Here is a 24,586-nt window from a genome sequence, read left to right as displayed (position 1 = left end):
TTTGCCCCATGAGAAGCATCGTCAAGGCCGTCAACCTGAACAAGTATTACGACCAGTATCACGCGCTGCGCGACATCAATATTGAGGTCGAGCAAGGCGAAGTGATGTGCATCATCGGCCCGTCCGGCTCGGGTAAAAGTACGCTGCTGCGTTGCGTCAACCAGCTGGAAAAAATCGACAAGGGCGGCCTGTGGGTCGACGGCGAGCTGGTCGGCTACCGGGTGGTCGGCAACAAGCTGCATGAGATGAATGAATCGCAGATTGCCCGCCAGCGCCTGGCCACCGGCATGGTGTTCCAGCGTTTCAATTTGTTCCCGCATATGACCGTGTTGCAGAACATCATCGAAGGCCCGGTGCAGGTGCTCAAGCGCTCGCCCAAGGAAGCCATCGAAGATGCGCTGGAGTTGCTGGCCCGCGTGGGTCTGGCGGACAAGCGCAATGCATACCCGGTGGAATTGTCCGGCGGTCAGCAACAACGTGTGGCTATTGCTCGCGCCTTGGCGATGCGCCCCAAGTTGATGTTATTCGACGAACCCACGTCAGCCCTCGACCCGGAGCTTGTGGGAGAAGTGCTGTCGGTGATGCGTGATTTGGCCACCACCGGCATGACCATGATCGTGGTCACCCATGAGTTGGGCTTCGCCCGCGAAGTCTCCAACCGCATGGTGTTTATGGATGCTGGCCAGATTGTGGAAGCCGGCAGCCCCGAAGAAATTCTAATAAGCCCACAAAACCCGCGTACCCAAAGCTTTATTTCTGCCGTTCGCACTTAACTAAAAAACTAACGAGAACGCCCCCATGAAAAAATTGTTTATCCCCTCGTTGCTCGCAGGCCTGATGGCCTCCACCTGTGTATTGGCGGCATTGCCGGCAGCAATCAAGGAAAAAGGCGAGATCAGCGCGGCCATCGTGCCGAACTACCCGCCGATGGATTTCAAGGACACCGCCACCAATAAACTCACCGGCCTGGACTTTGACCTGGGCAATGCCCTGGCTGAGCGCCTGGGTGTGAAGATCAAATGGCAGGAAACCGGCTTCGAGCAGATGCTCAGCGGCCTGACCACCAAGCGCGTCGACATTGTGCTGTCGGGCATGAGCGACACCGCCGAACGCCAAAAGGCCGTGACCTTCATCGACTACTTCACCAGTGGCCCGCAGCTGTACACCCTGGCCAAGCGTGAAGACCTTCAGGCATTGACTGACCTGTGCGGTAAAAAAGTCGGCACCAGCCGCCGTACCACCTGGCCGTCGGAGATTGCCGCATGGAGCAAAGAAAACTGCGAAGCGGCCGGTAAGCCAGCCATTGTGGTGATCGGCACCGAAGGCTCGGCAGATGCGCGCGCGCAGTTGCAGCAGAACCGTCTGGATGCGGCGATGCAGGGCAGCGAGACCATTCCTTATCTGATGGCGCTGGACAAGGGTAAGTACAAGCCGGTGGGCCTGGCGATTTCCAAGCAGTTCACGGGGCTGGGGATTGAGAAGAGCAACACTGAGCTGGTGACGGCGATCAGTGAGGCGCTGCAGGGCATGATTGAGGATGGCACCTACGGCAAGATCCTCAAGAAGTGGGATCTGGAGCAGGGTGCGGTGGAAAAAATCTCCATCAATGCGGGCCAGTAAATACACGATCTAGAATGTGGGAGCTGGCTTGCCTGCGATAGCGGTGGGCCAGTAAGAAATATTCAAGCTGACCCACCGCTATCGCAGGCAAGCCAGCTCCCACATTAACTCTGTATTCACATTGGCTCTGTGTTCACTGTTGAGCTGTTTTCACCGTAGATCTGTGTTGTCTTGAAGCAATAACAAGGACGCTCGCCCCCACCGTGGCCACCTATTCCCTGGTAATTCGCCGCCTGATGATCTGCTCGGTGACCATCGTGGTCAGCCGCGCCATGACCAGCCCATTGCTGGCCTTGCTCTTGAGTACCCGACTGGGCCTCAACCAGCAGGACATCGGCCTGTTGATGGGCATTGCCGTGTTTATCGCCACGTTGCTGGGCCTGTATGGCGGCTACATCATCGACCGCCTGGAAAAGCGCAAGCTGCTGATCCTGGCCATGCTCTCCAGCTCCATCGGTTTTCTATTGCTGACGTTCGCCAGCAACCTCTATCTCACCACCCTGACCCTGGTCATTACCGAAGCCGCCTCGGCGCTGTTCCTGATCGGCTCCAAAGCCATCATCAGCGAGAACCTGCCGGTGGGTGATCGCGCCAAGGTGTTTTCCCTGCGTTACACCCTGACCAATGTTGGCTACGCCACTGGGCCGATGATCGGTGTAGTGATTGCCGGGCATATGCAACTGGCGCCGTTCTTGATCGCCAGCGCCATTGCGTTTGGCAGCCTGTTCCTGATGATCGGCATCCCACCGACCCAGCGCGATGACAGCCACAGACCCTTGAGCTTCCTCAGCACCCTGCGCACGTTGCGCAGCGACCGCACGCTGATCCTGTTCACCAGTGGCAGCCTGTTGAGCACCATTGTCCACGGGCGCTACACCCTGTATCTGTCGCAGTTTTTGCTGGTGGCCTACAAACCCGCCGAGGCGCTGAAGATTCTGTCGGCAGTACTGGCCTGCAACGCCATCACCGTGATTGTGATGCAGTACCAGATTGGCCGGTTTCTCAAGCGCGAACAGTTGCGCTACTGGATCGTGCTGGGCACGTTGCTGTTCATTGCCGGGCTGGTCGGTTTCAGCCAGGCTCACAGTCTGCTCACGTGGTGCCTGGCAATGTTCGTGTTTACCTTGGGCGAGATGATCATTTACCCGTCGGAATTCCTGTTTATCGACACCATCGCCCCCGACGCATTGCGCGGCAGTTATTACGGCGCACAAAACCTGGCGGCGTTTGGCGGAGCGATGAGCCCGGTTATTTGCGGCTATTTGCTGATCAACGCTGCGCCGACCAGCATGTTCTATGCGTTGGGCGCACTCACTGCGATGGGCGGCACTTTGTGTTTCTTGAGCGGCCGCCGTGTAGCTGGCACACCGCTTATCTAAGGTGGGAGCTGGCAAGCCAGCTCCCTCATTTTGCTCTCCGTAATCTCTGGTATTTGCGTAGTATCCAGCTATTCATCTCACGGACCCGAGCCCCATGAAATTCGACACGGCCTACAGCCTGAGTCTCGACGACAAGCTGTCGATCTACGACGTTCGAGACCTGAATTTCGACGAAACCGCCGACTTCGACTCCGATAAGGACAGCTTCCTGTGCCCCAACGATGAATGCCGCGCAGCATTCGAAACGGGCAATACGCTGAGCACGTTCAACGCGAAAAACGTCAATTATCAGCGCACGCCCCACTTCAAGAACAAGACCAGCACCCGGCATATCGACGGCTGTCGCTATGCCAGCACGCATAAGACGGCAACCGGTGAAAGTGACGACGAGCGCGAAGACAATTTCCCATCGGAATTTGTACTGACCCGGCGTCAGTACCCGCGCAACACTGCGCTTGTCGGCAGCGAGGGAAGCGTCCCACAAGATTCAGCGAAGGCGCCTTCGACAAGTACCCGCTCATCCCGCGTCACCAGTGACACAACCCCAGACAAAACCAGCGTCTTCGCACACCCGGTCGAGTGCTATGTGTCCAATATCGACGACAAGGACAAGCTCAAGTCCATGCCGCTGAAGGTTGGCGAACACTCCGCGAATTACTGGACGTTCTTCAAGAAAATCGAATACCTGCAAGACAATAAAGGCCTGATTTACTGGGGCAAGATCAAAGCGATCAAGGATTACACCAGCAGCTTTCGCATCGACTTCGAAAAAAAGGTGTGGCTCGACAAAAAGCCTTATTCAGTGAATGTCTACCTGAGCAAAAAACTCATCGAGAACTACCGCAAGCGCACGGCGTTCCTGGAGCAGATCAAGGCGGCCGCCAGTAGCGAACGGGCCTTGTATTGCTTCTTTTACGGGGTGACGCCAACGCTCAAACAGGTGCCGAGCAAGAAGAACCCCGAGCAGACATTCGGGGTGTTCAGCGCCAATATCGAGAACCTGGACCACTTGATCATTCGTGAGGCACCGGGAATGCAGGAGCATTAGGCAAGGGCGCGTGATCGCTGAGCTTGCCGGTATTGTTCGCGTGCAGCTCGGGCGGTGGCCGCGTCTATCCCGCCAAATGCTGTCAGCCAGTGAATCAGCATTTCTTCCTCTGGCCAACCATAGCCCTTTATCCCGGGAATGGTTCTGGGTGTACGATTGATGGCTTCGTCATAGCGTCTCGCACTCCACGGCTGCTTCACAAAGTCGAAACCTTCAGCGTCCCATTTAAACACGCGCAGGATTTCATTGATTTGGCCCTGGCTGCTGCGGTCGCTGCGCTGGTACAAGCAATAAGTGCTCCCCAAGCCGCTCAGCAGCGGATCACAAACGGACGGCGAGAGTATGTCCAGCACGCCACACTTCAGCGCTACATTCATCACGCCATCGATCCAGCGATGGGCAAATGTCTTCACAAAACCCGCGTCATCGGCCTTTTTCATATCGAAGAACAGCATGCTATAGCGCGTCTTCAAATGCGTCGCCACCAGCACATGCTTACGCTTAACTATTGCCGCATGGACCAGCCACTGGTTAGGGTCTGTGTGCAGCGCAAGACCCTCGGCGCTCGGTATCGGTGGTTTTTCAACTGGGGTAATTTTCTTACCCTTGTGAATACGGCTGAAAAAGTCGCTGCCGGCTTGTGAGCAATTAAATGTCAGCACACTGTGTTCCTGCGCAAAGTGATCAACGCCAAGTGTGCCCTATTTACTCGCCGGGCAATTGCTCCTCAACCCACTCAAGTTCATAAGGCTGCCTGACGGCATAGCTGATGGCATCAAGCGTTTCTTCGCTGAGTATTGCCAACTCGGCGTCGGTCAACAGGTCATGGTGCACCATCAATGCCAAGCACGGATAGGTTGATGAGCGACTGTAATAGTCGAACATATCGGCCATATCCTTGTTGCGGGCATGAATCACGCCATACAGCATTCCGTACCGGGCGTGAGCGGACAAGGCACCGTGCTCACTGATAGTCCTGGCATCCGCCAGGACACCGAGGCAAAACCGATCAAGGGCCAATGCCCTCAAGCCTTTGAATTTCTTCCAATCACTTTCGGAAATAGACATAGCGTCGTTCTCTCGTCAGCTCAATCGGTCCGCAGATCTTGCTATCGGCGTGCGAGCTTTGCAACGTCCACTGTCCTTCTGGATAGGGCAAGTGAACCCCCGATAAAAAATCCAGTTGATGAACGGCGCAAACAACTGTACAAAAACACAGTATAGTTTGCCTTCCCCCGTCGAACCTGGAGAAACCCCATGTCCTCTCTGGCAATGAGCTCTTTCGTAGAACAGCAGATCGTCCTGCACCAATTCACCGCCAAACACAGCGCACAGGCCCGTGTGATGCTGGGCTGGAGCCGTGAAGACCTGGCCCGCCAGGCCGGGCTGGCGGTGGAGGTGGTTCAGCGTTTTGAAAGCCTGGGTGAGGTGGAGGATGAAGCTCGGTTAGCCCTCGCGTTCCGGCTGGAGGCTGAAGGCCTGGTGTTTTTTCCAGGGTTTGCCCCGGGCTGGGGGATGAGCGCACGCAAGTTTGCAGCCGCCCCTGCCGAGCTCGCGGCACCTGGCCTCATCTCGCGGTTGATGGGCTCAGCAGCGGCATCAAATGACTCACCAACGCCTCAGCCGAATGGTGCGTAGAGTCCAACCGAAGCACCGGGCAGGTCAGCGGTTTCAACCAGCTTTCATGCCGACGCAGGCTGCGTAGGCTGTGGTTGCCGCCGTCGTAACGGGCGGCCCAGGCCAGGAATGCGATGCTGTTGGCGTGGCGGCTGCCGCCCTCCAGGATCTGTTCGCCGTAGCGTTGCACTTCGCGCAGTTGCAAGCGGTGCAGGCGCACATGTGGGTCCAACCGCAGGAAGACTACATGGGTGAACTGCGGGATCATCGCATCGCCCCAACCGCACAGTGAGCCGGACAGTACCCAGCCCTCAAGGCCGGCACTCTGTTCCTGCAACAGGCGGATGCGTTCATCCTTGGGCCGGGCGACCGTGAAAGGCTCTGACGTTTGTTGCCAGTAAAAATAGTCAGAGTCGAAATAGGCGACGCCCAAGCGTTTGGCCAGAGCCTGGCCCAAGGTCGAGGTACCGGCACCTGCAGCGCCGATAATGTGTATTTTGTAGGCCATGCTTGCTCTCCATGGCTTTGAGTGTAATACGCGAGCTTTGCAGCACGCAGCGCGTCATTTAAAGCTCGGGTTTTACACCGGCTTGGGCCGCCTGCTCGTACCCATAAGCCACTGCCAGCAAGGTGGGTTCCGACCAGCGAGTACAGAAGAAGTAGGCACTGGTAGGCAGGCCGTCCTCACTCGCCCCAGAAGGTACGGTGACCCCTGGGTAACCTGCTGCGGCAACCCCGAAGTAACTGTTGGTATCGTAGTCCGACACTATGGCATGCAGGTTTTTCTCCTTGATCGGGTCATCCACGCTGCTGCGAAAATCCTGGATAAGCGCGTCCCACAGCGTTTTGCGTTGCTGCGGCGTAAGGGCGGCTGCGTTGACCTTCTTGAGTACAGATTGGTGATCCGTCTCAGTACCATCACGGGTTTCATTGAATGTTATCAACTCGGCCAATGATGTGACCGGCAGGCCCGGACGCTTGGCCAAGTAGGCATTCAGTTCTTCCCTTACATCCGAGAGCAACAGTTCGTCGTAGCGTGAAGCATCTGCCAGCCGCAGGTTGATCGGTAACAACGTAGCGCCTTGCTCACGAAGTACTTGCAGTGTCTTGCTAAATTGCGGGCTGTTGTCCACCGGCAAACTTTCACCGTTGAACGTAAAGGTCGCGGGATAACCGATACGCTTGCCCTTCAACGCGCCTGGCACCAGCAGTTTGGTGTAGTCGATGCCTTGAGGGGCGCCCAGGCTTTCGGGATCGCCAGGGTCACTGCCGGACATGGCATTGAGCATCAACGCAACGTCATACACCGAACGAGCCATGGGGCCGGGTGTGTCTTGTCGGCGGCTGGCGGGAATAATCCCGTTGCGATCCAACAAGCCAACGCTGGGTTTGAGCCCCACCACACCATTGAGCGCCGCCGGTACGATGATCGAACCATTGGTTTCTGCACCGACCGCCAGGGGTGCCAGCCCGGCCGCTATCGCTGCGGCAGACCCCGAACTGGAGCCACCGACGTCGGCACCCGCACGGTGAGGGTTAAGGGTTTGCCCTCCCCGGCTACTCCAGCCATCGGGGCCACCGCGAAAGCCGGCCAGTTCGCTCATGTTGGTTTTACCCAGGATCACCACCCCTTGCTTGATGAGGTAATCGACAAGAGCAGCATTCTTGCCGGCAGCCGCCCCCACAAGACCAAACGCACCTGCACTGGTTTGCATGCCAGTCGTTTCGATGGTGTCCTTGAGCAAAATGGGTACGCCATGCAACGGGCCGCGCACCTTGCCACTGGCGCGTTCACGGTCCAGTTCGCGCGCGACCTCGAGTGCCTCAGGGTTGAGTTCGATGACGGAGCACAGTTGAGGGTCCAGCGTGCGGATACGCTCTTGCAGGAAGTTCACCAGATCAACCGACGTAAGCCCGTGCGGCCGAGCCATTTGTTCGCCCAGTTCGCGAACGCTTGCGTATGCAGTCTCTGGCGCCACGGGCTTTGCAGCCATTGGCGTTTCTACTACAGGCGAGGTCTGCGCCGGCAAGGTTTGCGCAGCCTGGCGGATCATCGAATAGATGCCGTAAGCAACCGTCATAAAGGTCTCTCCTGAGTTCAGAATTCATGCGGGATCAAGTCCGCCATTCTAAAAACCCCAGGTGTTAAAGACCCTCAGGCAGTCTCTGCTCACATCGTAGGAGGGTTCAGCACTTCCTGTAGTTGTTACGAGTTCTTTGACGCGCAGGCGCTGACCTGGCGATAGGCATGCAACAACAGCGGCAATGCATCACGCGACCATTGTGCGCCGTAAAACCACAGTTTCGCCCCATCTCCCAACGGTTCGCAAAGCGACGGATAGCCGCTGATGCAGGCACGATGAAACGCGACGCTCTCGCTGCCAGAAACCAGCGCATCCAGGCGATGCGCGGTCATGAGGTCGTCGATTTCATTGCTTTGCAGGGAAAATTGCAGGCTGCTGTCTTCACGACGCGCGTCCACTGGCACCAAGTGCGCACCGGCCTGGCGCAGAAGGTCGAAGGCTGCACACAAGGCTTCGCTGTGTTCGACGGCCTCGCGATGACCGCCTTGCACATAGCGGTCAGCGAACCCGATACGCCAACCCGATAGCATCTGTGAAGCGGTGAAGCTGGTGTTGTTCAGTACCAGGGGGACTTCCACCATGACCGGCCCAGTAGGGTCGATACCGCTTAAAGCTGCGAGTGATAACGCGGGATCCCGCGCAGGTCTTGCCGGTAGGGCCGGCGCGTTGTAGCCAGGAATGGGCGCCGCGCCAACCACTTGCGCCGCGCCGAAGACGATACCTGCGCGGCTCAGATTCTCGGGTTTAGCATGAACGGACTCAGCCGCGGGCTCCACGCTGCCCGCCTCCTCCGTCACAGGCAAGGAAAGCCCTGGGCGACACGGCATCCCTGATCGCCAATGCTCCCTACAGTTTTTTTCCATCAAAACCCGACCTCCGACAATTGATTGCGCGGGATCATCGCACTCTCATCTGGCGTTTGTCGCAGTCCTGAAACACCCTGAAAATCCTTTTTCCAGGCGGCAACGTTTCAACCCGCTGCGTGTTCTTTTACACCTTGAGTTTCCACCTCCAGCCACCACGCATGCCCGCGCTCCGGCTGGTTCAGGCTGAACGCCTGCCCCATCGCCGGCGTGGTAATCGCCACGTTGCGCTCCCAGGCCAGGGCCATGATGCGGTCGAACGGTTCGTGCCAGGCGTGGAAGGCCAGGTCGAAAGTGCCGTTGTGGATCGGTAGCAGCCAACGGCCTTTGAGGTCGATGTGTGCTTGCAGGGTTTGCTCAGGCTGCATATGCACATGGGGCCAGTCGACGTTGTAAGCACCTGTTTCCATCAGCGTCAGATCAAACGGGCCGTATTGTTCACCGATGCGTGTGAAGCCGTCGAAATAACCGGTGTCGCCGCTGAAAAAGATCCGCCGCGCGCCGTCGATCATCACCCAGGAACACCACAAGGTCTGGTTACCATCAAACAGGCCACGCCCGGAAAAATGCTGGGCCGGTGTGGCGATAAACCGGATGCCCTCGACTTCGGTGCCTGCCCACCAATCCAGTTGCCGGACTTTGCTGGCATCCACACCCCACTTGACCAGCGTGTCGCCCACGCCCAGCGGCGCAAGAAAATAGCGGGTCTTGTCGGCCAGTTGGATCACCGCATTGCGGTCAAGATGGTCGTAGTGATTGTGGGAAAGAATCACCGCTTCCAGAGGCGGTAACTCTTCAAGGCTGATCGGCGGCTGATGAAAGCGCTTTGGCCCAGCCCAACTGAAAGGCGAGGCACGTTCGGCAAATACCGGGTCGGTGACCCAGAACTTGCCGCGCATTTTCAGCAGCACAGTGGAATGCCCCAGGCGAAACACACTGTGATCGGGTGCTGCCAACAACTGCTCACGCGTCAGCGGTTGCACCGGGATCTTGCCTACCGGGCGTGTGCTGCGTGGTTTGTTGAACAGCATGTTCCAGAAAATGCGCAAGGTTTTGCCAAAACCACCGTGCTGCACTGGAGCATCGTTGCTGAATTGCCCTGGCGTATGCTCGGCAGCCTTTGGCGCAGCCGGCGCGGGGTCGAGACGGGTTGAAATCGTGGCCATTGCAGAGTGACTCCGGGGTCGGCTCATAAAAGACACTGCGAAGACTAACTACACTGCACAGTGTAGTTTCTAGATTGCAACAAAACCCTGAGCAAGTAAACTACCGAGTGTAATTTCCTTTTAGAGCCTTAGAGCCGACCATGACTGCACCTCTGCGCCTCACCGATCGTAAACGCGAAGCCATTGTGGCTGCCGCTATTACCGAGTTTCGCGCGAATGGATTCGAGGTCACCAGCATGGACAAAATCGCCGCCACCGCCAGCGTTTCCAAGCGCACGGTGTACAACCACTTCCCCAGCAAGGAAGAGTTGTTTGCCGAAATCCTCCACCAGTTGTGGGCCAGCAGCGTTGCCCAACTGGACGTGAGCTACGCCAGCGACCGCCCGCTGCGCGAGCAATTGCGCGGGCTACTGGAGGCCAAGATGCTGATGATGTCGGACGCCAACTTCCTCGACCTGGCCCGTGTCGCGATTGCCGCCACCATCCATTCGCCGGAACGCGCACAAGACATGGTCAACCGCCTGAGCAAGCGCGAAGAAGGCTTCACCCAGTGGGTGCGCGCCGCGCAGGAAGACGGCCGGCTGTCCTGCACCGACCCCGCCTTCGCCGCCCACCAGATACAAAGCCTGCTCAAGGCATTCGCGTTCTGGCCGCAGATCACCCTGGGCCAACCTGTGCTCGACGCCGCCTGCCAGGCCAGCGTGATCGAGTCAGCCATCGACCTGTTCCTGGCCGGTTACGAAGTGCGCACACCAAGGCCGCAGTAAACCCTGTTACAGACGCGACATTCCAGGTCGCTTTTGGCGTATTCCCACGCTGTGCTGCGCAAATGGCCTGGAAGGACACTGATTATTCCCACGCGAATAACTGACAATATTCACCGTTAATATCCGATCAACGGTTCTACCCGCTGACGCACGTTGTCGTACCCGCAAAACAGAGCTGACCCGGAACATTATGGAAAACAGACGAGGCAAAGGGCTTTCATTTGCCAGACGTATCTACAAGCCAAGGATCATCGGCCTGGGTATCGGTTGTATCAGTGTGGCCGGCGCCCTTTATCCCCTGGCGATGCCGGGCTGGGTGTGGGCGTTCCTGCTGTTCAATGGCTATGCCTGGGCGCATGTGGCGTATCAGCTCTCGACCCGTTCGCAGTTTCCCTATCAGGCTGAACAGCGCAACCTGCTCTATGACTCGTTGTTCGGTGGTTTCTGGGCCGCCGCCACCCAGTTCACGCCCCTGACGGCCGTGACCGTGCTGTCGATGATGACCATGAACAATGTCGCGGCCGGCGGCAAACGCCTGTTTCTGCGCGGGCTGCTGGCGCAAGCGGCAGGTACCGCGGTGGCGTGGGGTTTGTTCGGGGTCAAGTTCAACCCCAATGTCAGCCTAAGCCAGGTCTACACCTGCCTGCCGATGCTGACGCTCTACCCGATGGCCATCGGTATGGTCTGCTACCAACTGGCGATCAAGCTCTCGGAACACAAACGCGCCCTCAGCGCCCTGAGCCGTATCGACAGCCTCACCGGCCTGCTCAACCATGGCTCGTGGAAAGACCTGTTGAACCTCAAGTTCCATAAGTGCCAGCAGCAAAGCAGCCACGCCACTATCGCGCTGATCGACATCGACCACTTCAAGCAGATCAATGACACCTACGGCCATATCGTCGGTGATGCGGTGTTGCGCCAACTCAGCCAAGAGTTGCGCCTGCACCTGCGGGAAAACGACTTGGCCGGCCGCTATGGCGGCGATGAGTTCTGTGTGATTTTGCCGCAAATGCCGCTGGAAGAAGCCGCAAAAGTCATGGAACGCATGCGCGAAACATTCGGCAACTATCGTAATGCCCAGATCCCGGAGTTGCGCGTGAGCCTGAGCATTGGCCTGGCCGACTTCCAGCCACTGTTCAGCGATGCCGCGATGTGGCTCAACGCGGCGGACCGTGCACTGTACACAGCCAAGGAAACCGGGCGTAACCGGGTTAATGTCAGCGATTGCGTGGTCGCCCATTCCGCTTGAGTTGTCCGATAACACCTCGTCTGAATCTTCCGCCCGCGCCTCGCAGCGATAGCATAATGCCGCCACTGGTCGCCTGCCCAAAAATGGTCCTGCCCTAACGGCGAACTTCTTGGCAGGCTGATCACTCTGAACCCCTTGTTCCGCCCCCTCTGTCAGCACCAGGAAGCTGACAATGAGCAAGTCAACCGTAAGGCCCAGGGCCATACGGGGTCAGGCGCCTATTCATGGATACCTCTGACGCGTGCTTCCCCGAGCTCTCGAACATGCTATTTAACGCCCATAAAAAAACCATCAGTACCCTGCAATACACCAATGCCCAGCAGGCCAGCCTTCTCGACGCGATTGAGCGCTCCATGGCCGTTATCGAGTTTGACCTGCAAGGCAGCGTGCTGCGTGCCAATGACAACTTCCTCAAGACCATGGGCTACCGCGCCGAGCAGATCCTGGGCCAGTCACACCGGATGTTCTGCACACCCGCGTTCGCCCGCAGCGCCGAGTACAACCAGTTGTGGACGAACTTGCGCAATGGCCACTTCCAGTCCGGCACCTTTGAGCGGCTGGCCGGCAATGGCCAGTCAGTATGGTTGGAAGCGAGCTATAACCCGGTGCGCGATGACACTGGCCAAGTGATCAAAGTGGTGAAGTACGCCATGGATGTCACCCCGCGCCTGCAGGCCGAAAGCGAAGCCAACGCCAAGCTGGGCGCCATCGACCGTGCCATGGCAGTGATCGAATTCAACCTCGACGGCACCATCATCACCGCCAATGACAATTTTCTGCAGCGCATGGGCTACAGCCTGGCGCAGATCCAGGGCAAACATCACCGCATGTTCTGCACACCGGAGCTGGCCAACAGCGCGGCGTATACCGAGTTCTGGAAACGCTTGAACCAGGGCGAACTGTTCAACGGCCAGTTCGAGCGCGTTGATAAACACGGCCAGACCCTGTGGCTCGAAGCCAACTACAACCCGGTGTACGACGCCAGCGGGCGCCTGTGCAAAGTGGTCAAGTTCGCCTCTGACGTCACCGCCAGGGTGCAACAGCACGCAGCCGACGCCGCCAGCGCGGCCCAGGCTTACCATATTTCCCTGAATACCCGGGATGTGGCCGAAAAAGGCGCCGACGTGATTCAGCAAACCGCCAGTGGCATGCGCGAAATTGCCGCCGACATCGACACCTCCTCGCAACTGATCGCCAAGCTGGGTGAGCGTTCGCAGCAGATCACCGCCATCGTCAACACCATTCGCGGGATCGCCGACCAGACCAACCTGCTGGCCCTCAACGCCGCCATCGAGGCGGCACGCGCGGGTGAGCAAGGCCGTGGTTTTGCCGTGGTGGCTGACGAGGTGCGGCAACTGGCAGCCCGCACCAGCGGCTCGACGGCGGAAATCTCCAGCATGATCGCGATGATCCAGGACGAGACCCGCCAAGCCATCGAGAGCATGGACAGCACCCGCGACCGCGCGGCGCTGGGGGTCGACCTGGCCAACCGCGCAGGCACGGTGATCCTGCAGATTCGCGAAGGCACCACCGAGGCGGTGCAAGCGGTGAGCGCGTTCGCCAACGAGCGCGGCAACACCTGACCGGTTCTTCATGTGTGTGTGTCGGGGGGCGCGGTCTATAGTGCTAGCTTGTCTTAACGCTTAGGATTCGAGCCCGCCATGACCCCCGACAAGCCAGACGCCGTACCTGTCGATCACCTGCGCTTCCACCGCGGCCACGCCCATCTGGCGCCGACCTTTGGCAACGACACCTTTGCCCTCAAGGCCGAAGCCTTCGCACGCTTCTTTGGCACGCCGACCTTTCTCGGCGCGCAAACCGCGATCGTGGTGGTGTGGGTGGTGCTCAACATCACCGGCGTCACGCATTTTGACGTGTACCCGTTCATCCTGCTCAACCTGGCGTTCAGCCTGCAGTCGGCTTACGCCGCGCCGCTGATCCTGCTGGCCCAGACACGCCAGGCCGCCCGCGACAAAGCCCAGTCCGACGCCGATGCGCAACACCGCGAAGCCCTGGCCATTGCCAATACCGAACGCCAGGCCCAGGCCGCGCAAACCACCAAACAGTTACTGGAGTTGCTGGAGCAGAACACCCGGCTGACGGAAATGACCAAGCAACTGACCGAGCGTATCGAGACGTTGACGTGCGAAATGCATGAGCAGTTTGTGCGAAAACCCTAAAGGCAGACCAAAGAACCCTTGTGGCGAGGGAGCTTGCTCCCGCTGGACTGCGTAGCAGGCCCGCTCTTTAAAACCAAAAGCAGGGCCGCTGCGCGCCCCAGCGGGAGCAAGCTCCCTCGCCACAGTTACCGTCTCGCCCTTGGTTGATAGCCCAGCTCAAGGCAGCCGAATATGCCGCCCCAACTCATCAAACAAGGTCACCACCGAGCGCAGTGCCCGGCAGTCCGGGCGTGTCAGCAGCCATAGCGCCGTATCACGCCCCGCCAGCGCGGGGCCGAGTGGTTGCAAACCGTCCTCCAACAGAAAGTCCGGCAGCGCCGCCACGCCCAGCCCTGCGCGTACCAGTTCGGCCACGGATAACATGCTGTTACAGCGATAACTGGGACGCACACCCGGCAAGTGTTCACGCCGCCAGGCTACGGTGGAGTGATCGGGCAAGAAGTCATCCGGCGCGATCCACGCCAGCTCGGCCAACTCACGCCCCTGGTTTTGGCGGGCATAACCCGCGCTCGCGCACACCTGATAGGCCACGGTTCCCAGTCGACGGCCAACCAGATGCTCCGGCGGCGTCTTGGTCAGGCGCAGCGCAATGTCCGCGTCGCGGCGGCTGAGGTTGGCAAAATCATTGGACGTGCTCAACTCCAGGGTCAACGCCGGGTAGGCCGGCATGAACTGCGCCAGCGCCGGTAGCAGCAACCCCTGTAGCACCGAGTCGGTGCAGGTCAGGCGCACGGTGCCGCTGATTACTTCACCACCCTGCTCCACCCCGATGCGCGCCGCTTCCAGCGCTTGCTCGGCCTGTTCGGCCTGCTGCGCCAGGTGGCTGGCCAAACTGGTGGGCAGGTAGCCGGCACGGCTTTTTTCGAACAGGGTCTGGCCCAGGGCCGTCTCCAGCCGTCGCACGGCACGGAACACCGTGGACACATCCACCCGCAGCAGCGCCGCCGCCCGCGCCAAGGTGCCGCCACGCACCAGCGCGAGAATCAGCGACAGGTCCGGGTAATCGAGCTGATAGTGCGTGGCTGCATTGAGCATGTGGGCAAACGCCAATTTTGATTGCGTGAGCGCCAATCTATAGTGCGCCTCAGGACACCACAAGCCATGGGAAGTACACAATGAAAACCACCCCTCTGCACCTCGCCCTGATCGGTGATTACAACCCCGACGTAACGGCCCACCAGGCCATCCCCGTGGCGCTGCAACAGGCTGCCGACGCCTTGGGCCTGAACGTGCAGTTGCACTGGCTGGAGACCGACTCGATCACCCCGGCCACCGAACTGCATGCCTTCGACGGCTTCTGGTGCGTGCCCGCCAGCCCCTACCGTGATGCCGACGGCGCACTGCGGGCGATTCGTTTTGCCCGCGAGCAAAAACGCCCATTCCTGGGCACCTGCGGTGGTTTTCAACACGCGGTCATCGAATATGCCCGCAACGTGCTGGGCTGGGCGGATGCGGAGCATGGCGAACTGGCGCCCGAGGCCAGGCGCGCGGTTATCACGCCGCTTGCGTGTTCCCTGGTCGAAGCCACCGGCAGCATCCGCCTGGCGCCCTACACGCGTATCGCCGAGGCTTACGCCAGCCTGGAAACGGAGGAAGGCTACCGTTGCAGCTACGGCATCAACCCCGAGTTCGCCCAGGCATTACTCGAGGGCGACCTGATCCCCAGCGGCCACGATTCGGCGGGCGATCTGCGTGCCGTCGAACTGCTGGGCCATCCGTTTTTCGTCGCCACCCTGTTTCAGCCCGAACGCGCGGCACTTAAAGGAATTACGCCGCCACTGGCGGTTGCCCTGCTCAAAGCCTGCCAGGCGCAATCGGTATGATCGCCACCACACCCGCCCCGCCCTATTACGCCGTGATTTTCAGCTCGTTGCGTACCGAAGGCGATCAAGGTTATAGCCAGGCCGCCAACCGTATGTTGGAACTGGCGCGCGGACAACCGGGGTTTCTGGGTGTTGAGTCGGCGCGGGAAGACGGCTTGGGCATCACCGTTTCCTACTGGGAAAGCGAAGCGGCGATTTTGGCCTGGAAGCAACAAACCGAACACAGCCAAGTGCGCGAGCAAGGCCGCGCCAGTTGGTATTCGGCGTTTCACACCCGCGTGTGCAAGGTCGAGCGGGCTTACACCTTCGAGCGTTGAAACACAGCCTCAAGCCCCCTGCAAAAACCTGTGGGAGCTGGCTTGCCTGCGATAGCATCAACTCTGTGTGCCTGATACACCAAGGTGTCTGCATCGCAGGCAAGCCAGCTCCCACAATTAGACCGAAGTGTCTCAGGACAATGGTGATCGAGCAGGTGGCCGCCTTAGCGAGCAAGCCCCACAGGTTGCTCTCCACTTGCCTGGACCTAGCTCACCAAACTGCGCAACGCACTGATCTGCGGGATCTCCACCCGGCGCATATACACGCGCAACGGCTCGGTGATGTTGATACGGTCATCGATATTCTGGTCCAGCAGCAACTGCAGGCGCTCGCGCGACAGGGTCATGGTGTGGTCGGCGGCCGGCAGCCAGACAAATTCGGCAGTGGGGATGATGCCGTCATCGGCCACGTCCATGCCGAAGGCGTCTTCGCTGAAACGCACGATGTAGTAGCCGGTTTTACGGTTCAGGCCGACAAAACCCTGGAGTTGGTCGGCGGCCTGGCAGATAAGCTCGGAAGTGATGCGCATGGTAAACCTCACTGAAAAGTCCCACAGGGACTGGAAAGATGGTTTACACGCGTGGCAGAAATTACTGCCCTCTAACGGGGCAGCTTTGGCCAAGAATACTGCAACACAGCACAAAAAAACCCACAAAAATGCCTCGTGAGTACCTTAATGTCGGTTTGGTGATAGCGCCTTTCGCAATCAATTGTTAAAAAGGACGCCTTCTCAAAGTTACCTCCACGAAAGGACTTCGCATATGCCTGTCACGTTTACCAAGAGCGCCCTGCTGCTCGCTCTGATGCTCGGCCTTGGTCAGGCACAGGCTGCCGACCCGATCAGCCCGGCTGAATTGGCGACAAACGAAGGCATTCCGTACCCGGCTGTCATTGCTCACCGTGGCGCATCCTACGACGCCCCCGAATCCACCGCGGCGTCCTACAAGCTCGCCCGCGACCTGGGTGCCGACTACCTGGAAATGGACCTGCAGCGCAGTAAAGACGGCGTACTGTTCGCCCTGCACGACAACAACCTGCAACGCACCACCGACGTGGCCACCAAGTTCCCCGAGCGCAAAGACGCTCCGGCCAACGAGTTCACCTGGGCCGAACTGCGCACCCTGGACGCCGGCAGCTGGTTCAACGCCGCTTACCCGGACCGTGCCCGCCCGGCGTTTGTTGGCCTGAAAATCCAGAGCCTGGACGAGATCATCAAGATCGCCGAAGGCAACCCGCAGCACAAACCAGGCCTGTACATCGAGACCAAGGAGCCCAAGCAGTTCCCGGGCATCGAAGCCGACCTGAAAAACAAGCTGCTGGATAAAGGCTGGTTGAGCTCCGCCGGTTCCAAGCTGGGCAAGAGCAACACCGGCGTGGGCCAGGGCAAAGGCCGCGTGGTGCTGCAGACGTTTGAAAAAGACAGCTTGAAAGAGCTGCAGAAAGAAATGCCCAACACCCCGAAAATCCTGCTGTTGTGGGTTGGCCCAGGCAGCATCGAGCCTAAATCGGCACAAACCTTCGCTGAGTCCGGCGAAACCACCAAGGCCGCCTACTACGCCAAGCAAGAGCCAAAAGACGCCGCCGAGTTCGAAAAGTGGGTGGACGAAGCCAAGAGCCTCGGCGCCATCGGCACCGGCCCTTCGGCCGAGCTGACCAACCACGGTGACCAGAGCTACACCGACCTGGTGAAGCCTGAGATGAACAAGCTGACCCACGACAAAGGCCTGCTGGTGCACGTCTACACCGTCGATGAGCCCGTGGACTTCGAAAAAGTCATGAAAGCCGGCGTGGACGGCATCTTCACCAACCGCGCCGCCGAACTGCTGAAGTTCTACAAGCGCTGGCCTTCGTCGAGCGTGCAGGACCTGCTCAAGGACAACGGCTACTGAGTAATTGGTGGGTGTCATTGCGCCATTAAGGATGAATTAAGTTGCGCTGGTTAATCTGGCGCCACTTAAACAGCTCACCGAAAAAGGACACACACCATGAAAACCCTGACCGCCCTGTTCGCCGCCACCGCCTTGACCCTGACTGCCGGGTTGGCCCAGGCGGATGTTCGCCCGGACCACATTGAAGGTTTGCTCAAGTCCGGCGCCGTGATGCCGTTCGAAAAACTCAACGCCGCCGCCGTGGCCAAACACGCCGGTGCCAGCATCACTGACACCGAGCTGGACCACAAAAACGGTGTATTGGTATACGAAGTTGACTTGACCGACACCGCCGGCAAACGGTTTGAAGTGAAGCTCGACGCCAAGACCGGCGCCGTGCTGGAAGACAAACTGGACACCTGAGTCATCGTTTAAAAAAACCGCGCCACGTTTAAAGTGGCGCGGTTTTTTTATGCCTGCTCGCCAGCCATCACGGAGGGTTGATCAAATTACACCGACAAAGCGCAGGCCTGCGCCTGGAAACCCGCTGAGCGAGTTTTCAAACTGTCACAAAATCGTCATCCCGCCTTGCAATGATTCGCCCACGCGAACCTGTGAAACGTCCTACAGGCGCTTTCTCTGCGAGCCTCCATGAACCACAGCATCGACCACAGCCACCAGGATCCCGATCTGTTTGGCTTGCTTTACGGTTTTCGTTTTCGGCCCGGTGAAAAGGGCGAGCAAATTGATTCAGCGACCGCGCTGGCCGCGCTAAAAGCGCCGCAAGACCCGGAAGAATTCCTGTGGCTGCACCTGAACCTGGCCCACGCCGCCTGCGAGCGCTGGATGCAGGCCAACCTGTCATTGCCCGACGAGTTTTTCGAAGCCCTGCACGAAGGCTCGCGCTCCACGCGTATCGAACACGTCGACTCGGCCTTGCTCGCAGTGGTCAACGACGTGGTGTTCAACTTCAGCAGCATGGTTTCCTCGGATATCTCCACGCTGTGGGTCTGCGCCCGCAGCCGTTTGCTGGTGAGTGCACGCCTGCAACCGCTGCACTCGGTGGATAAATTGCGCTCGTCGGTGAAGGCCGGTGAACGCTTTCGTTCGCCACTGGAACTGCTGGTGCATCTGTTGCGCGACCAGGGTGAGGTGCTCACGCAGATCGTGCGTAAGACCAGTATCAGCGTCGACCATATCGAAGACCAGTTACTGTCCTCGCGCCTGTCCACCAACCGCGCCGAACTGGGTGCCGCACGCCGGGTGCTGGTGCGCCTGCAACGTCTGCTGGCACTGGAGCCGGGCTCGCTCCTGCGCCTGCTCAACCGCCCGCCGCAGTGGCTGCAAAAGGAAGACGTGAAGGAGTTGCGCAAATCCACCGAGGAGTTTGCGCTGATCATCAACGACCTCACGGCCCTGGGCGAACGCATCAAGCTGTTGCAGGAAGAAATCGCCGCGAACCTCAACGAACAAAGCAACCGCACGCTGTTTACCCTCACCGTGGTGACGGTGCTGGCGCTGCCGATCAATATCATCGCCGGTTTTTTTGGCATGAACGTGGGCGGCGTGCCGCTTTCCACCGACCCGGAAGGGTTCTGGATCCTGGTGGCGCTGGTGGCAACGTTTACCTTGATTGCCGGGCGCTGGGCGTTCCGTAAGCGCAAAGACTATTGAATTGCAATACAGTCAAATTGTGGGAGCTGGCTTGCCTGCGATGGCTATCTACCAGCCAACTGTTCATTGCCTGATGCACCGCTATCGCAGGCAAGCCAGCTCCCACATTGATTGCACTCTGACATTAGCCTTCTGGGGTTTTATAGATCAGCGGTAGGCTCAATTTCTTAAACACTGACCTACCGCAGCATCTCTGTAACATTCTGCAATGATCATCAAGACCATCCTCCCCACACTGGATGCTCCGGCATGGCCACCCCTTCCCTGACCGCTTCCAACACCGCCACACACGCAGACCCCAAACCCCGGCTGGATACAAAACCCGGCCTGCTCACCGTGATCATTTTCTTCGCCGTGCTCGCCATGGGCTTGTTGTTTACCGCCTACAGCCTGATGCACGACATGACCGAACTGGGCACCGTGGTCACCACCTGGACGCCGTTCCTGCTGCTGGGCGTGGCGCTGTTGATTGCCCTGGGCTTTGAGTTCGTCAATGGTTTCCACGACACCGCCAACGCCGTGGCGACGGTGATCTACACCAACTCGCTGCCGCCGCACTTTGCGGTGGTATGGTCGGGCTTTTTCAACTTCCTCGGCGTGCTGCTGTCCAGCGGTGCGGTGGCGTTCGGCATCATCGCCTTGCTGCCGGTCGAGCTGATTTTGCAGGTCGGTTCCTCGGCCGGCTTCGCCATGATCTTTGCGCTGCTGATCGCGGCGATCCTGTGGAACCTCGGCACCTGGTGGCTGGGCTTGCCAGCCTCGTCATCGCACACCCTGATCGGCTCGATCATCGGCGTCGGCGTCGCCAACGCCCTGATGCACGGCCGTGATGGCACCAGCGGTGTGGATTGGAGCCAAGCCACCAAGATCGGTTATGCCCTGCTGCTGTCGCCGCTGATCGGTTTTGCGTTTGCCGCCCTGCTGTTGCTGGCGCTGCGCGCCTTTGTCAAAAACCGCTCGCTGTACAAGGCCCCCAAGGGCGACACCCCGCCGCCATGGTGGATTCGCGGTGCGTTGATCGCCACCTGCACTGGTGTGTCGTTCGCCCACGGCTCCAACGACGGGCAAAAAGGCATGGGCCTGATCATGCTGATCCTGGTGGGGACGCTGCCGATGGCGTACGCGCTGAACCGCACCATGCCCGCCGAGCAGTCCTTGCAGTTTGCTGCGGTGGCTGAAGTGACCCAAGTGGCACTGGTGAAAAGCGCACCGCAAGCATTACCGGGCGACCCACGGCCGATTCTCTCGACCTATGTACGCACCAAGGAAGCCACCCCGGAACTGGTGCCGGCCCTCGCCGCCCTCGCCGGCCAGATTGGTGACGAAGTAAAAGGCTACGGCTCCCTGGCCAAAGTCCCCGCTGAAGCCGTCGGCAACGTGCGCAACGACATGTACCTGACCAGTGAAACCATTCGCTTGATGGACAAGGGCAAGGTCGGCAACTTCGACGCCGACACCCAAGGCAAGCTGAAACTGTTCAAAGACCAGATCGACGCGTCCACACGCTTTATCCCGCTGTGGGTGAAGATCGCCGTGGCCATCGCGCTCGGGCTGGGCACCATGGTCGGCTGGAAACGCATCGTGGTCACGGTGGGCGAAAAAATCGGCAAGACGCACCTGACTTACGCCCAAGGCGCCTCGGCCGAGACGGTGGCCATGCTGACCATCGGTGCGGCGGATATGTTCGGGCTACCGGTGTCGACGACCCATGTGTTGTCGTCGGGTGTGGCAGGCACCATGGTCGCCAATGGCGGTGGCTTGCAGATGAAGACCATCCGCAATCTGCTGATGGCCTGGGTGCTGACCTTGCCGGCGGCGATTTTGCTGTCGGGCAGCCTGTACTGGCTGTTCACCAAACTGTTCTGACCTCGGTGGGAGCTGGCTTGCCTGCGATGGCATCACCTCGGTTCAACTGACAGACCGAGGCGCTTGCATCGCAGGCAAGCCAGCTCCCACACAAACCTGTTCCCACATGGGTTTTAGGGTGTGTCAGTGATTGAACAATCCAGCCATGGCCTTCAAGCGCTTTTTGTAGATTCGCCGCGCCTCCAGTGCTTCCTCCAGTGTCACCGCCACAAACCCCGCCCGCTGGTTCGGCTGCATCTGCCCGATCAAGTCCAGGTCGGCACTGATCACTGTGCCGATCATCGCGTAGCCGCCACCCGACACCGCATCGCGGTGCAGCACAATCGGCTCCAACCCCGCCGGCACCTGGATCGAACCGATCGGGTAGCAACTGTCGACGATATTCGAGGGGTCCGAGCCAGCACCAAACGGTTGTTCGCGTGGTTGAAAACTCAAGGCGCTGCCGCCCTTGAAGCGATAGCCGATGCGATCCGCCTCGGAGCCCACCGTCCACGGCTCAGCAAAAAAACTGCTTTTTGCCGCATCCGTCAGGCGCTCGTAATACAGCCCTGGCACCACGCGCAGGGTCACGTCGCCACCGACCGAACGGCGCAAGGCCATCGGTAAGCTATTGCCCGCGCGGCCTGTTCCACTGGCCTCGCCGATCGGCAGCTCATCGCCTTCCTGCAAGCGCCGCCCTTCAAACCCACCGAGCGCACCAAGGGTGTACGTCGAGCGGCTGCCGAGCACCCGCGGCACGTTGATGCCACCGGCCACCGCCAGGTACGTGCGCGCGCCGGCCTTGGGAAACTCAAAGCGCAGCACTTGCCCGGCGCGGACCTGAAAGGCGGTGTCCTGATGCACCACTTCACCATCCAGACGCGGCGACATCAGCGCACCACTGAGCGCCACCAATGCGTCCTGGCGAAACTCCAGTTCAGGGCCGATCAGTGTGCACTCCAGGCCCGCCGCACCGGCTGGGTTGCCGACCAAGTGGTTGGCCGCACTCAATGCGTACTGGTCCAGGGCGCCCGAAGGCGGAATGCCCAAGTGGTAATAACCTTCACGACCCAGGTCTTGCACAGAAGTGGCGAGGCCGGGTTTGAGGACCTTGATCATGCCAGCGCCTCCTGCAGGGTTTTCGGGTAGCCGATGGGGTCGGCGAGAAACGCATCCAGGGAAAATTCCACCGGGCGGATACGCAAATCAAAACGCCCTGCCTCCACTTCGGCCACCGCCAAATCGTAGGCGTCGCGGTCCATCGGTTTGAACTGCACGATGTCACCCGGGCGGAAAAACACCATGTGTTCCTTGAGGTACGCCAACTGCTGCGCCGGGTCGTAGATCGGCGCCGGGGTTACGCCAAACATCTGGTAACCACCCGCGCCGCGCACTGAGTAAATGCAACCGAAACAGCCGCCATGGCCGAGGGTCAGTTTGGGCGTGTCGGTGCGCGGGCGCAGGTACTTGGGCACCTGCAATTGCCGCTCGCGCTCGACCATCTGGAACATGAACGGCAAGCCCGCAACAAACCCGACCATCGACACAAACCACGGCGCGCCACTGTGGGCGGCGATAAACGCGTCCACATCGGCCAGGCCGTTGATGCGTGCGGCGTATTCCAGATCGGTGCCGCTGGGGTCTTGGTGGCGGTCGCGAAAGCGCATCAGGGTTTCGTGGGTCCAGGGGTCGTTGTAGAGCACCGGGATTTCGATGATGCGCGTGTGCAAGGTGCGTTCGGCCACCGCCTGGGCTTCGGCACTTTGCACCGCGTCGAGCAGCACATGCGGCGCGATACGGTCGGGGTCGAAGCGAATCTGGAACGATGCATTGGCCAGGCACACATCCAGCACGCCCTCCAACGCCAGGCGCTCCACGGCGCGGGTCACGGCCATGCCTGTGAAAAAGGCTTCCAGGGACATGCTGTCGCTGACCTCGGCAAACAGGTGTTCATCACCGCCGAAGCTGTAGCGGATGGGGGTGGTTTCAGCCATGTCTGTTCCTCTTGGAATCATTGTAGAAAGGCAGGCAAAAAGTGCTGTTGCGATATTTTTATTGGGGTGCTTATTGAGGTGATCTGACTTCTATCCCAGCCTGGTCCAGGGCTTCGCGGGTGGCTTCCACCAGTTCCAGCGCGCCGGGCGTGTCGCTGTGCAGGCAGATGGAGTCGAATTCGATCAACAGGTCTTCGCCTTCTACGGTTCGCACCCGGCCCATCTGACAAGCACGCAGGACGCGCGCCGCAACGGTTGCAGGGTCCAGTGCACGCACATTGCGGGTAAACACAATGGACCCGCTTAAATCGTACTCACGGTCGGCGTAAAACTCGCGCACCACCGGTTGCCCCAGTTCCTTGGCCACGCGCCAGATCACCGAGTTGGGCATGCAATACAGCAACAGCGTCGGCTCGATGATTTGCAGGTTCTGCACCAGCAGCCGAGCGGCTTCTTCGTCGCGGGCCAGGTGCATATAAAGCGCGCCGTGGGGCTTGATATGTTGCAATGTCAAACCTTGGGCACGCGCTATTTCGCGCAGCGCGCCGAGTTGGTAGAGGATGTCGTCCACCAGTTCCTGGGCCGGTGCGTTGATGTGCCGACGGCCGAACCCCACCAAGTCACGAAAGCCCGGATGCGCGCCGATGCCCACACCCAGTTGCTTGGCGCGTTCGACGGTGCGGCGCATGGTGCCGGGGTCGCCGGCGTGGAAGCCGGTGGCGATATTGGCCGAGCTGATGTAGGCCATCAGGTCAAAGTCGACGCCATCGCCGATGGTCCAGGGGCCGAAGCCTTCGCCCATGTCCGAATTGAAATCCACTGCCTGCATCGAGGTCGCTCCGCCAAAAGAAGATGACTGAAAGTAGGCTGGGGCTTGACCCCTTGGGAAGATCTATTATCAGATGGCCCATCTTCTGAAAATCAGATACCCAAACATCGTTCCCACGCTCCGCGTGGGAATGCAGCCCAGGACGCTCCGCGTCCCAAAGCGTGACGCAGAGCGTCACAAGAGGCGTTACCACGCAGAGCGTGGGAACGATCGGAGGCCCAAAGATCGTTCCCTAAACATCGTTCCCGAGCTCCGCGTGGGA

Annotated in this window: 26 protein-coding genes; 15 read left to right on the top strand and 11 right to left on the bottom strand. The window is 59.5% G+C overall.

All coding sequences use genetic code 11. From position 1 onward, the window contains the following. Nucleotides 1-8 precede the first annotated feature (8 nt). The 4 genes from AOA62_RS30455 to AOA62_RS30440 all read left to right on the top strand — a co-directional run bounded on the left by AOA62_RS30455 (nt 9) and on the right by AOA62_RS30440 (nt 4,047). Entirely contained in the window at nt 9-773 is a 765-nt protein-coding gene (locus tag AOA62_RS30455; protein WP_017134648.1) for an amino acid ABC transporter ATP-binding protein, read from the top strand. 25 nt (nt 774-798) lie between these two features. Then, nucleotides 799-1,620, top strand: a complete 822-nt coding sequence (locus AOA62_RS30450) for an ABC transporter substrate-binding protein (protein ID WP_099550485.1) — start codon at nt 799-801, stop codon at nt 1,618-1,620. 203 nt (nt 1,621-1,823) lie between these two features. Next, entirely contained in the window at nt 1,824-2,999 is a 1,176-nt protein-coding gene (locus tag AOA62_RS30445; protein WP_099550484.1) for an MFS transporter, read from the top strand. 94 nt (nt 3,000-3,093) lie between these two features. Continuing rightward, complete coding sequence (locus AOA62_RS30440) at nt 3,094-4,047, top strand: hypothetical protein (RefSeq protein WP_099550483.1); 954 nt, start codon at nt 3,094-3,096, stop codon at nt 4,045-4,047. Here the strand turns inward: AOA62_RS30440 and AOA62_RS30435 are convergent. Both AOA62_RS30435 and AOA62_RS30430 read right to left on the bottom strand, forming a co-directional pair. Continuing rightward, on the bottom strand, nt 4,044-4,709 hold the full coding sequence (locus AOA62_RS30435) for a hypothetical protein (protein WP_099550482.1): 666 nt from the start codon (nt 4,707-4,709) through the stop codon (nt 4,044-4,046). The genes AOA62_RS30440 and AOA62_RS30435 overlap by 4 nt on opposite strands. 43 nt (nt 4,710-4,752) lie before the next feature. Then, the gene (locus tag AOA62_RS30430; RefSeq protein WP_017137865.1) at nt 4,753-5,115 is read right to left on the bottom strand and encodes a hypothetical protein; all 363 of its coding nucleotides are present in this window, start codon (nt 5,113-5,115) and stop codon (nt 4,753-4,755) included. A gap of 189 nt (nt 5,116-5,304) precedes the next feature. Here AOA62_RS30430 and AOA62_RS30425 point away from each other — a divergent pair, with 189 nt between their 5' ends. Continuing rightward, nucleotides 5,305-5,685 carry a hypothetical protein gene (locus AOA62_RS30425; protein WP_017137866.1) on the top strand — a complete coding sequence of 127 codons (381 nt, stop codon included), beginning with the start codon at nt 5,305-5,307 and terminating at the stop codon, nt 5,683-5,685. Here the strand turns inward: AOA62_RS30425 and AOA62_RS30420 are convergent. From AOA62_RS30420 to AOA62_RS30405, 4 genes are all read right to left on the bottom strand, one after another. Beyond that, nucleotides 5,615-6,172, bottom strand: a complete 558-nt coding sequence (locus AOA62_RS30420) for an AAA family ATPase (RefSeq protein ID WP_099550481.1) — start codon at nt 6,170-6,172, stop codon at nt 5,615-5,617. The two genes, AOA62_RS30425 and AOA62_RS30420, sit on opposite strands and share 71 nt — an antisense overlap. 58 nt (nt 6,173-6,230) lie before the next feature. Continuing rightward, nucleotides 6,231-7,745, bottom strand: coding sequence for an amidase family protein (locus tag AOA62_RS30415; protein WP_099550480.1), 1,515 nt, complete (start codon nt 7,743-7,745; stop codon nt 6,231-6,233). A 125-nt stretch (nt 7,746-7,870) separates the two neighbouring features. Beyond that, nucleotides 7,871-8,524, bottom strand: a complete 654-nt coding sequence (locus AOA62_RS30410) for a hypothetical protein (RefSeq protein ID WP_240792738.1) — start codon at nt 8,522-8,524, stop codon at nt 7,871-7,873. Between the two features lie 194 nt (nt 8,525-8,718). Beyond that, nucleotides 8,719-9,777, bottom strand: coding sequence for an MBL fold metallo-hydrolase (locus AOA62_RS30405; protein ID WP_099550478.1), 1,059 nt, complete (start codon nt 9,775-9,777; stop codon nt 8,719-8,721). Between the two features lie 140 nt (nt 9,778-9,917). Between AOA62_RS30405 and AOA62_RS30400 the strand changes: the two genes are divergently transcribed. The 4 genes from AOA62_RS30400 to AOA62_RS30385 all read left to right on the top strand — a co-directional run bounded on the left by AOA62_RS30400 (nt 9,918) and on the right by AOA62_RS30385 (nt 13,973). Next, on the top strand, nt 9,918-10,544 hold the full coding sequence (locus AOA62_RS30400) for a TetR/AcrR family transcriptional regulator (protein ID WP_099550477.1): 627 nt from the start codon (nt 9,918-9,920) through the stop codon (nt 10,542-10,544). A gap of 190 nt (nt 10,545-10,734) precedes the next feature. Next, on the top strand, nt 10,735-11,793 hold the full coding sequence (locus AOA62_RS30395; protein ID WP_099550476.1) for a diguanylate cyclase: 1,059 nt from the start codon (nt 10,735-10,737) through the stop codon (nt 11,791-11,793). 263 nt (nt 11,794-12,056) lie between these two features. Then, complete coding sequence (locus AOA62_RS30390) at nt 12,057-13,376, top strand: PAS domain-containing methyl-accepting chemotaxis protein (RefSeq protein WP_017137873.1); 1,320 nt, start codon at nt 12,057-12,059, stop codon at nt 13,374-13,376. A gap of 78 nt (nt 13,377-13,454) precedes the next feature. Further along, nucleotides 13,455-13,973 carry a DUF1003 domain-containing protein gene (locus AOA62_RS30385; RefSeq protein WP_099550475.1) on the top strand — a complete coding sequence of 173 codons (519 nt, stop codon included), beginning with the start codon at nt 13,455-13,457 and terminating at the stop codon, nt 13,971-13,973. 156 nt (nt 13,974-14,129) lie between these two features. Here AOA62_RS30385 and AOA62_RS30380 read toward each other — a convergent pair whose 3' ends face one another. After that, complete coding sequence (locus AOA62_RS30380; RefSeq protein ID WP_099550474.1) at nt 14,130-15,008, bottom strand: LysR family transcriptional regulator; 879 nt, start codon at nt 15,006-15,008, stop codon at nt 14,130-14,132. 80 nt (nt 15,009-15,088) lie between these two features. Between AOA62_RS30380 and AOA62_RS30375 the strand changes: the two genes are divergently transcribed. After that, nucleotides 15,089-15,796 (top strand): CTP synthase, encoded by a 708-nt coding sequence (locus AOA62_RS30375; protein ID WP_099550473.1) that lies wholly within the window; start codon nt 15,089-15,091, stop codon nt 15,794-15,796. Further along, nucleotides 15,793-16,113, top strand: coding sequence for an antibiotic biosynthesis monooxygenase (locus AOA62_RS30370; RefSeq protein ID WP_017137877.1), 321 nt, complete (start codon nt 15,793-15,795; stop codon nt 16,111-16,113). Before AOA62_RS30375 ends, AOA62_RS30370 begins: the two co-directional genes overlap by 4 nt. Nucleotides 16,114-16,319: 206 nt before the next feature. On the opposite strand, the gene AOA62_RS30365 is transcribed toward AOA62_RS30370, so the two are convergent. Continuing rightward, nucleotides 16,320-16,643 (bottom strand): DUF2025 family protein, encoded by a 324-nt coding sequence (locus tag AOA62_RS30365; protein ID WP_017137878.1) that lies wholly within the window; start codon nt 16,641-16,643, stop codon nt 16,320-16,322. Between the two features lie 232 nt (nt 16,644-16,875). On the opposite strand from AOA62_RS30365, the gene AOA62_RS30360 reads away from it, so the two are divergent. From AOA62_RS30360 to AOA62_RS30345, 4 genes are all read left to right on the top strand, one after another. After that, a complete protein-coding gene (locus AOA62_RS30360) occupies nt 16,876-18,003 on the top strand; it encodes a glycerophosphodiester phosphodiesterase (protein ID WP_017137879.1) in 1,128 nt (375 codons plus the stop codon). 96 nt (nt 18,004-18,099) lie between these two features. Next, nucleotides 18,100-18,405 (top strand): PepSY domain-containing protein, encoded by a 306-nt coding sequence (locus AOA62_RS30355; protein WP_017137880.1) that lies wholly within the window; start codon nt 18,100-18,102, stop codon nt 18,403-18,405. Nucleotides 18,406-18,633: 228 nt separating this feature from the next. Further along, nucleotides 18,634-19,656, top strand: a complete 1,023-nt coding sequence (locus tag AOA62_RS30350) for a transporter (RefSeq protein WP_017137881.1) — start codon at nt 18,634-18,636, stop codon at nt 19,654-19,656. 249 nt (nt 19,657-19,905) lie between these two features. After that, nucleotides 19,906-21,522, top strand: a complete 1,617-nt coding sequence (locus AOA62_RS30345; RefSeq protein ID WP_099550472.1) for an inorganic phosphate transporter — start codon at nt 19,906-19,908, stop codon at nt 21,520-21,522. Between the two features lie 123 nt (nt 21,523-21,645). Here AOA62_RS30345 and AOA62_RS30340 read toward each other — a convergent pair whose 3' ends face one another. The 3 genes from AOA62_RS30340 to AOA62_RS30330 all read right to left on the bottom strand — a co-directional run bounded on the left by AOA62_RS30340 (nt 21,646) and on the right by AOA62_RS30330 (nt 24,324). Beyond that, on the bottom strand, nt 21,646-22,620 hold the full coding sequence (locus AOA62_RS30340) for a biotin-dependent carboxyltransferase family protein (RefSeq protein WP_017137883.1): 975 nt from the start codon (nt 22,618-22,620) through the stop codon (nt 21,646-21,648). Next, nucleotides 22,617-23,495, bottom strand: a complete 879-nt coding sequence (locus AOA62_RS30335) for an allophanate hydrolase subunit 1 (protein ID WP_017137884.1) — start codon at nt 23,493-23,495, stop codon at nt 22,617-22,619. Before AOA62_RS30335 ends, AOA62_RS30340 begins: the two co-directional genes overlap by 4 nt. A gap of 70 nt (nt 23,496-23,565) precedes the next feature. Continuing rightward, nucleotides 23,566-24,324 (bottom strand): 5-oxoprolinase subunit PxpA, encoded by a 759-nt coding sequence (locus AOA62_RS30330; RefSeq protein WP_099550471.1) that lies wholly within the window; start codon nt 24,322-24,324, stop codon nt 23,566-23,568. Between the last annotated feature and the right edge of the window lie 262 nt (nt 24,325-24,586).

Source organism: Pseudomonas sp. 2995-3 (assembly GCF_002742565.1).
GTDB lineage: Bacteria > Pseudomonadota > Gammaproteobacteria > Pseudomonadales > Pseudomonadaceae > Aquipseudomonas > Aquipseudomonas edaphica.
This window is presented reverse-complemented; position numbering and strand designations above follow the sequence as displayed.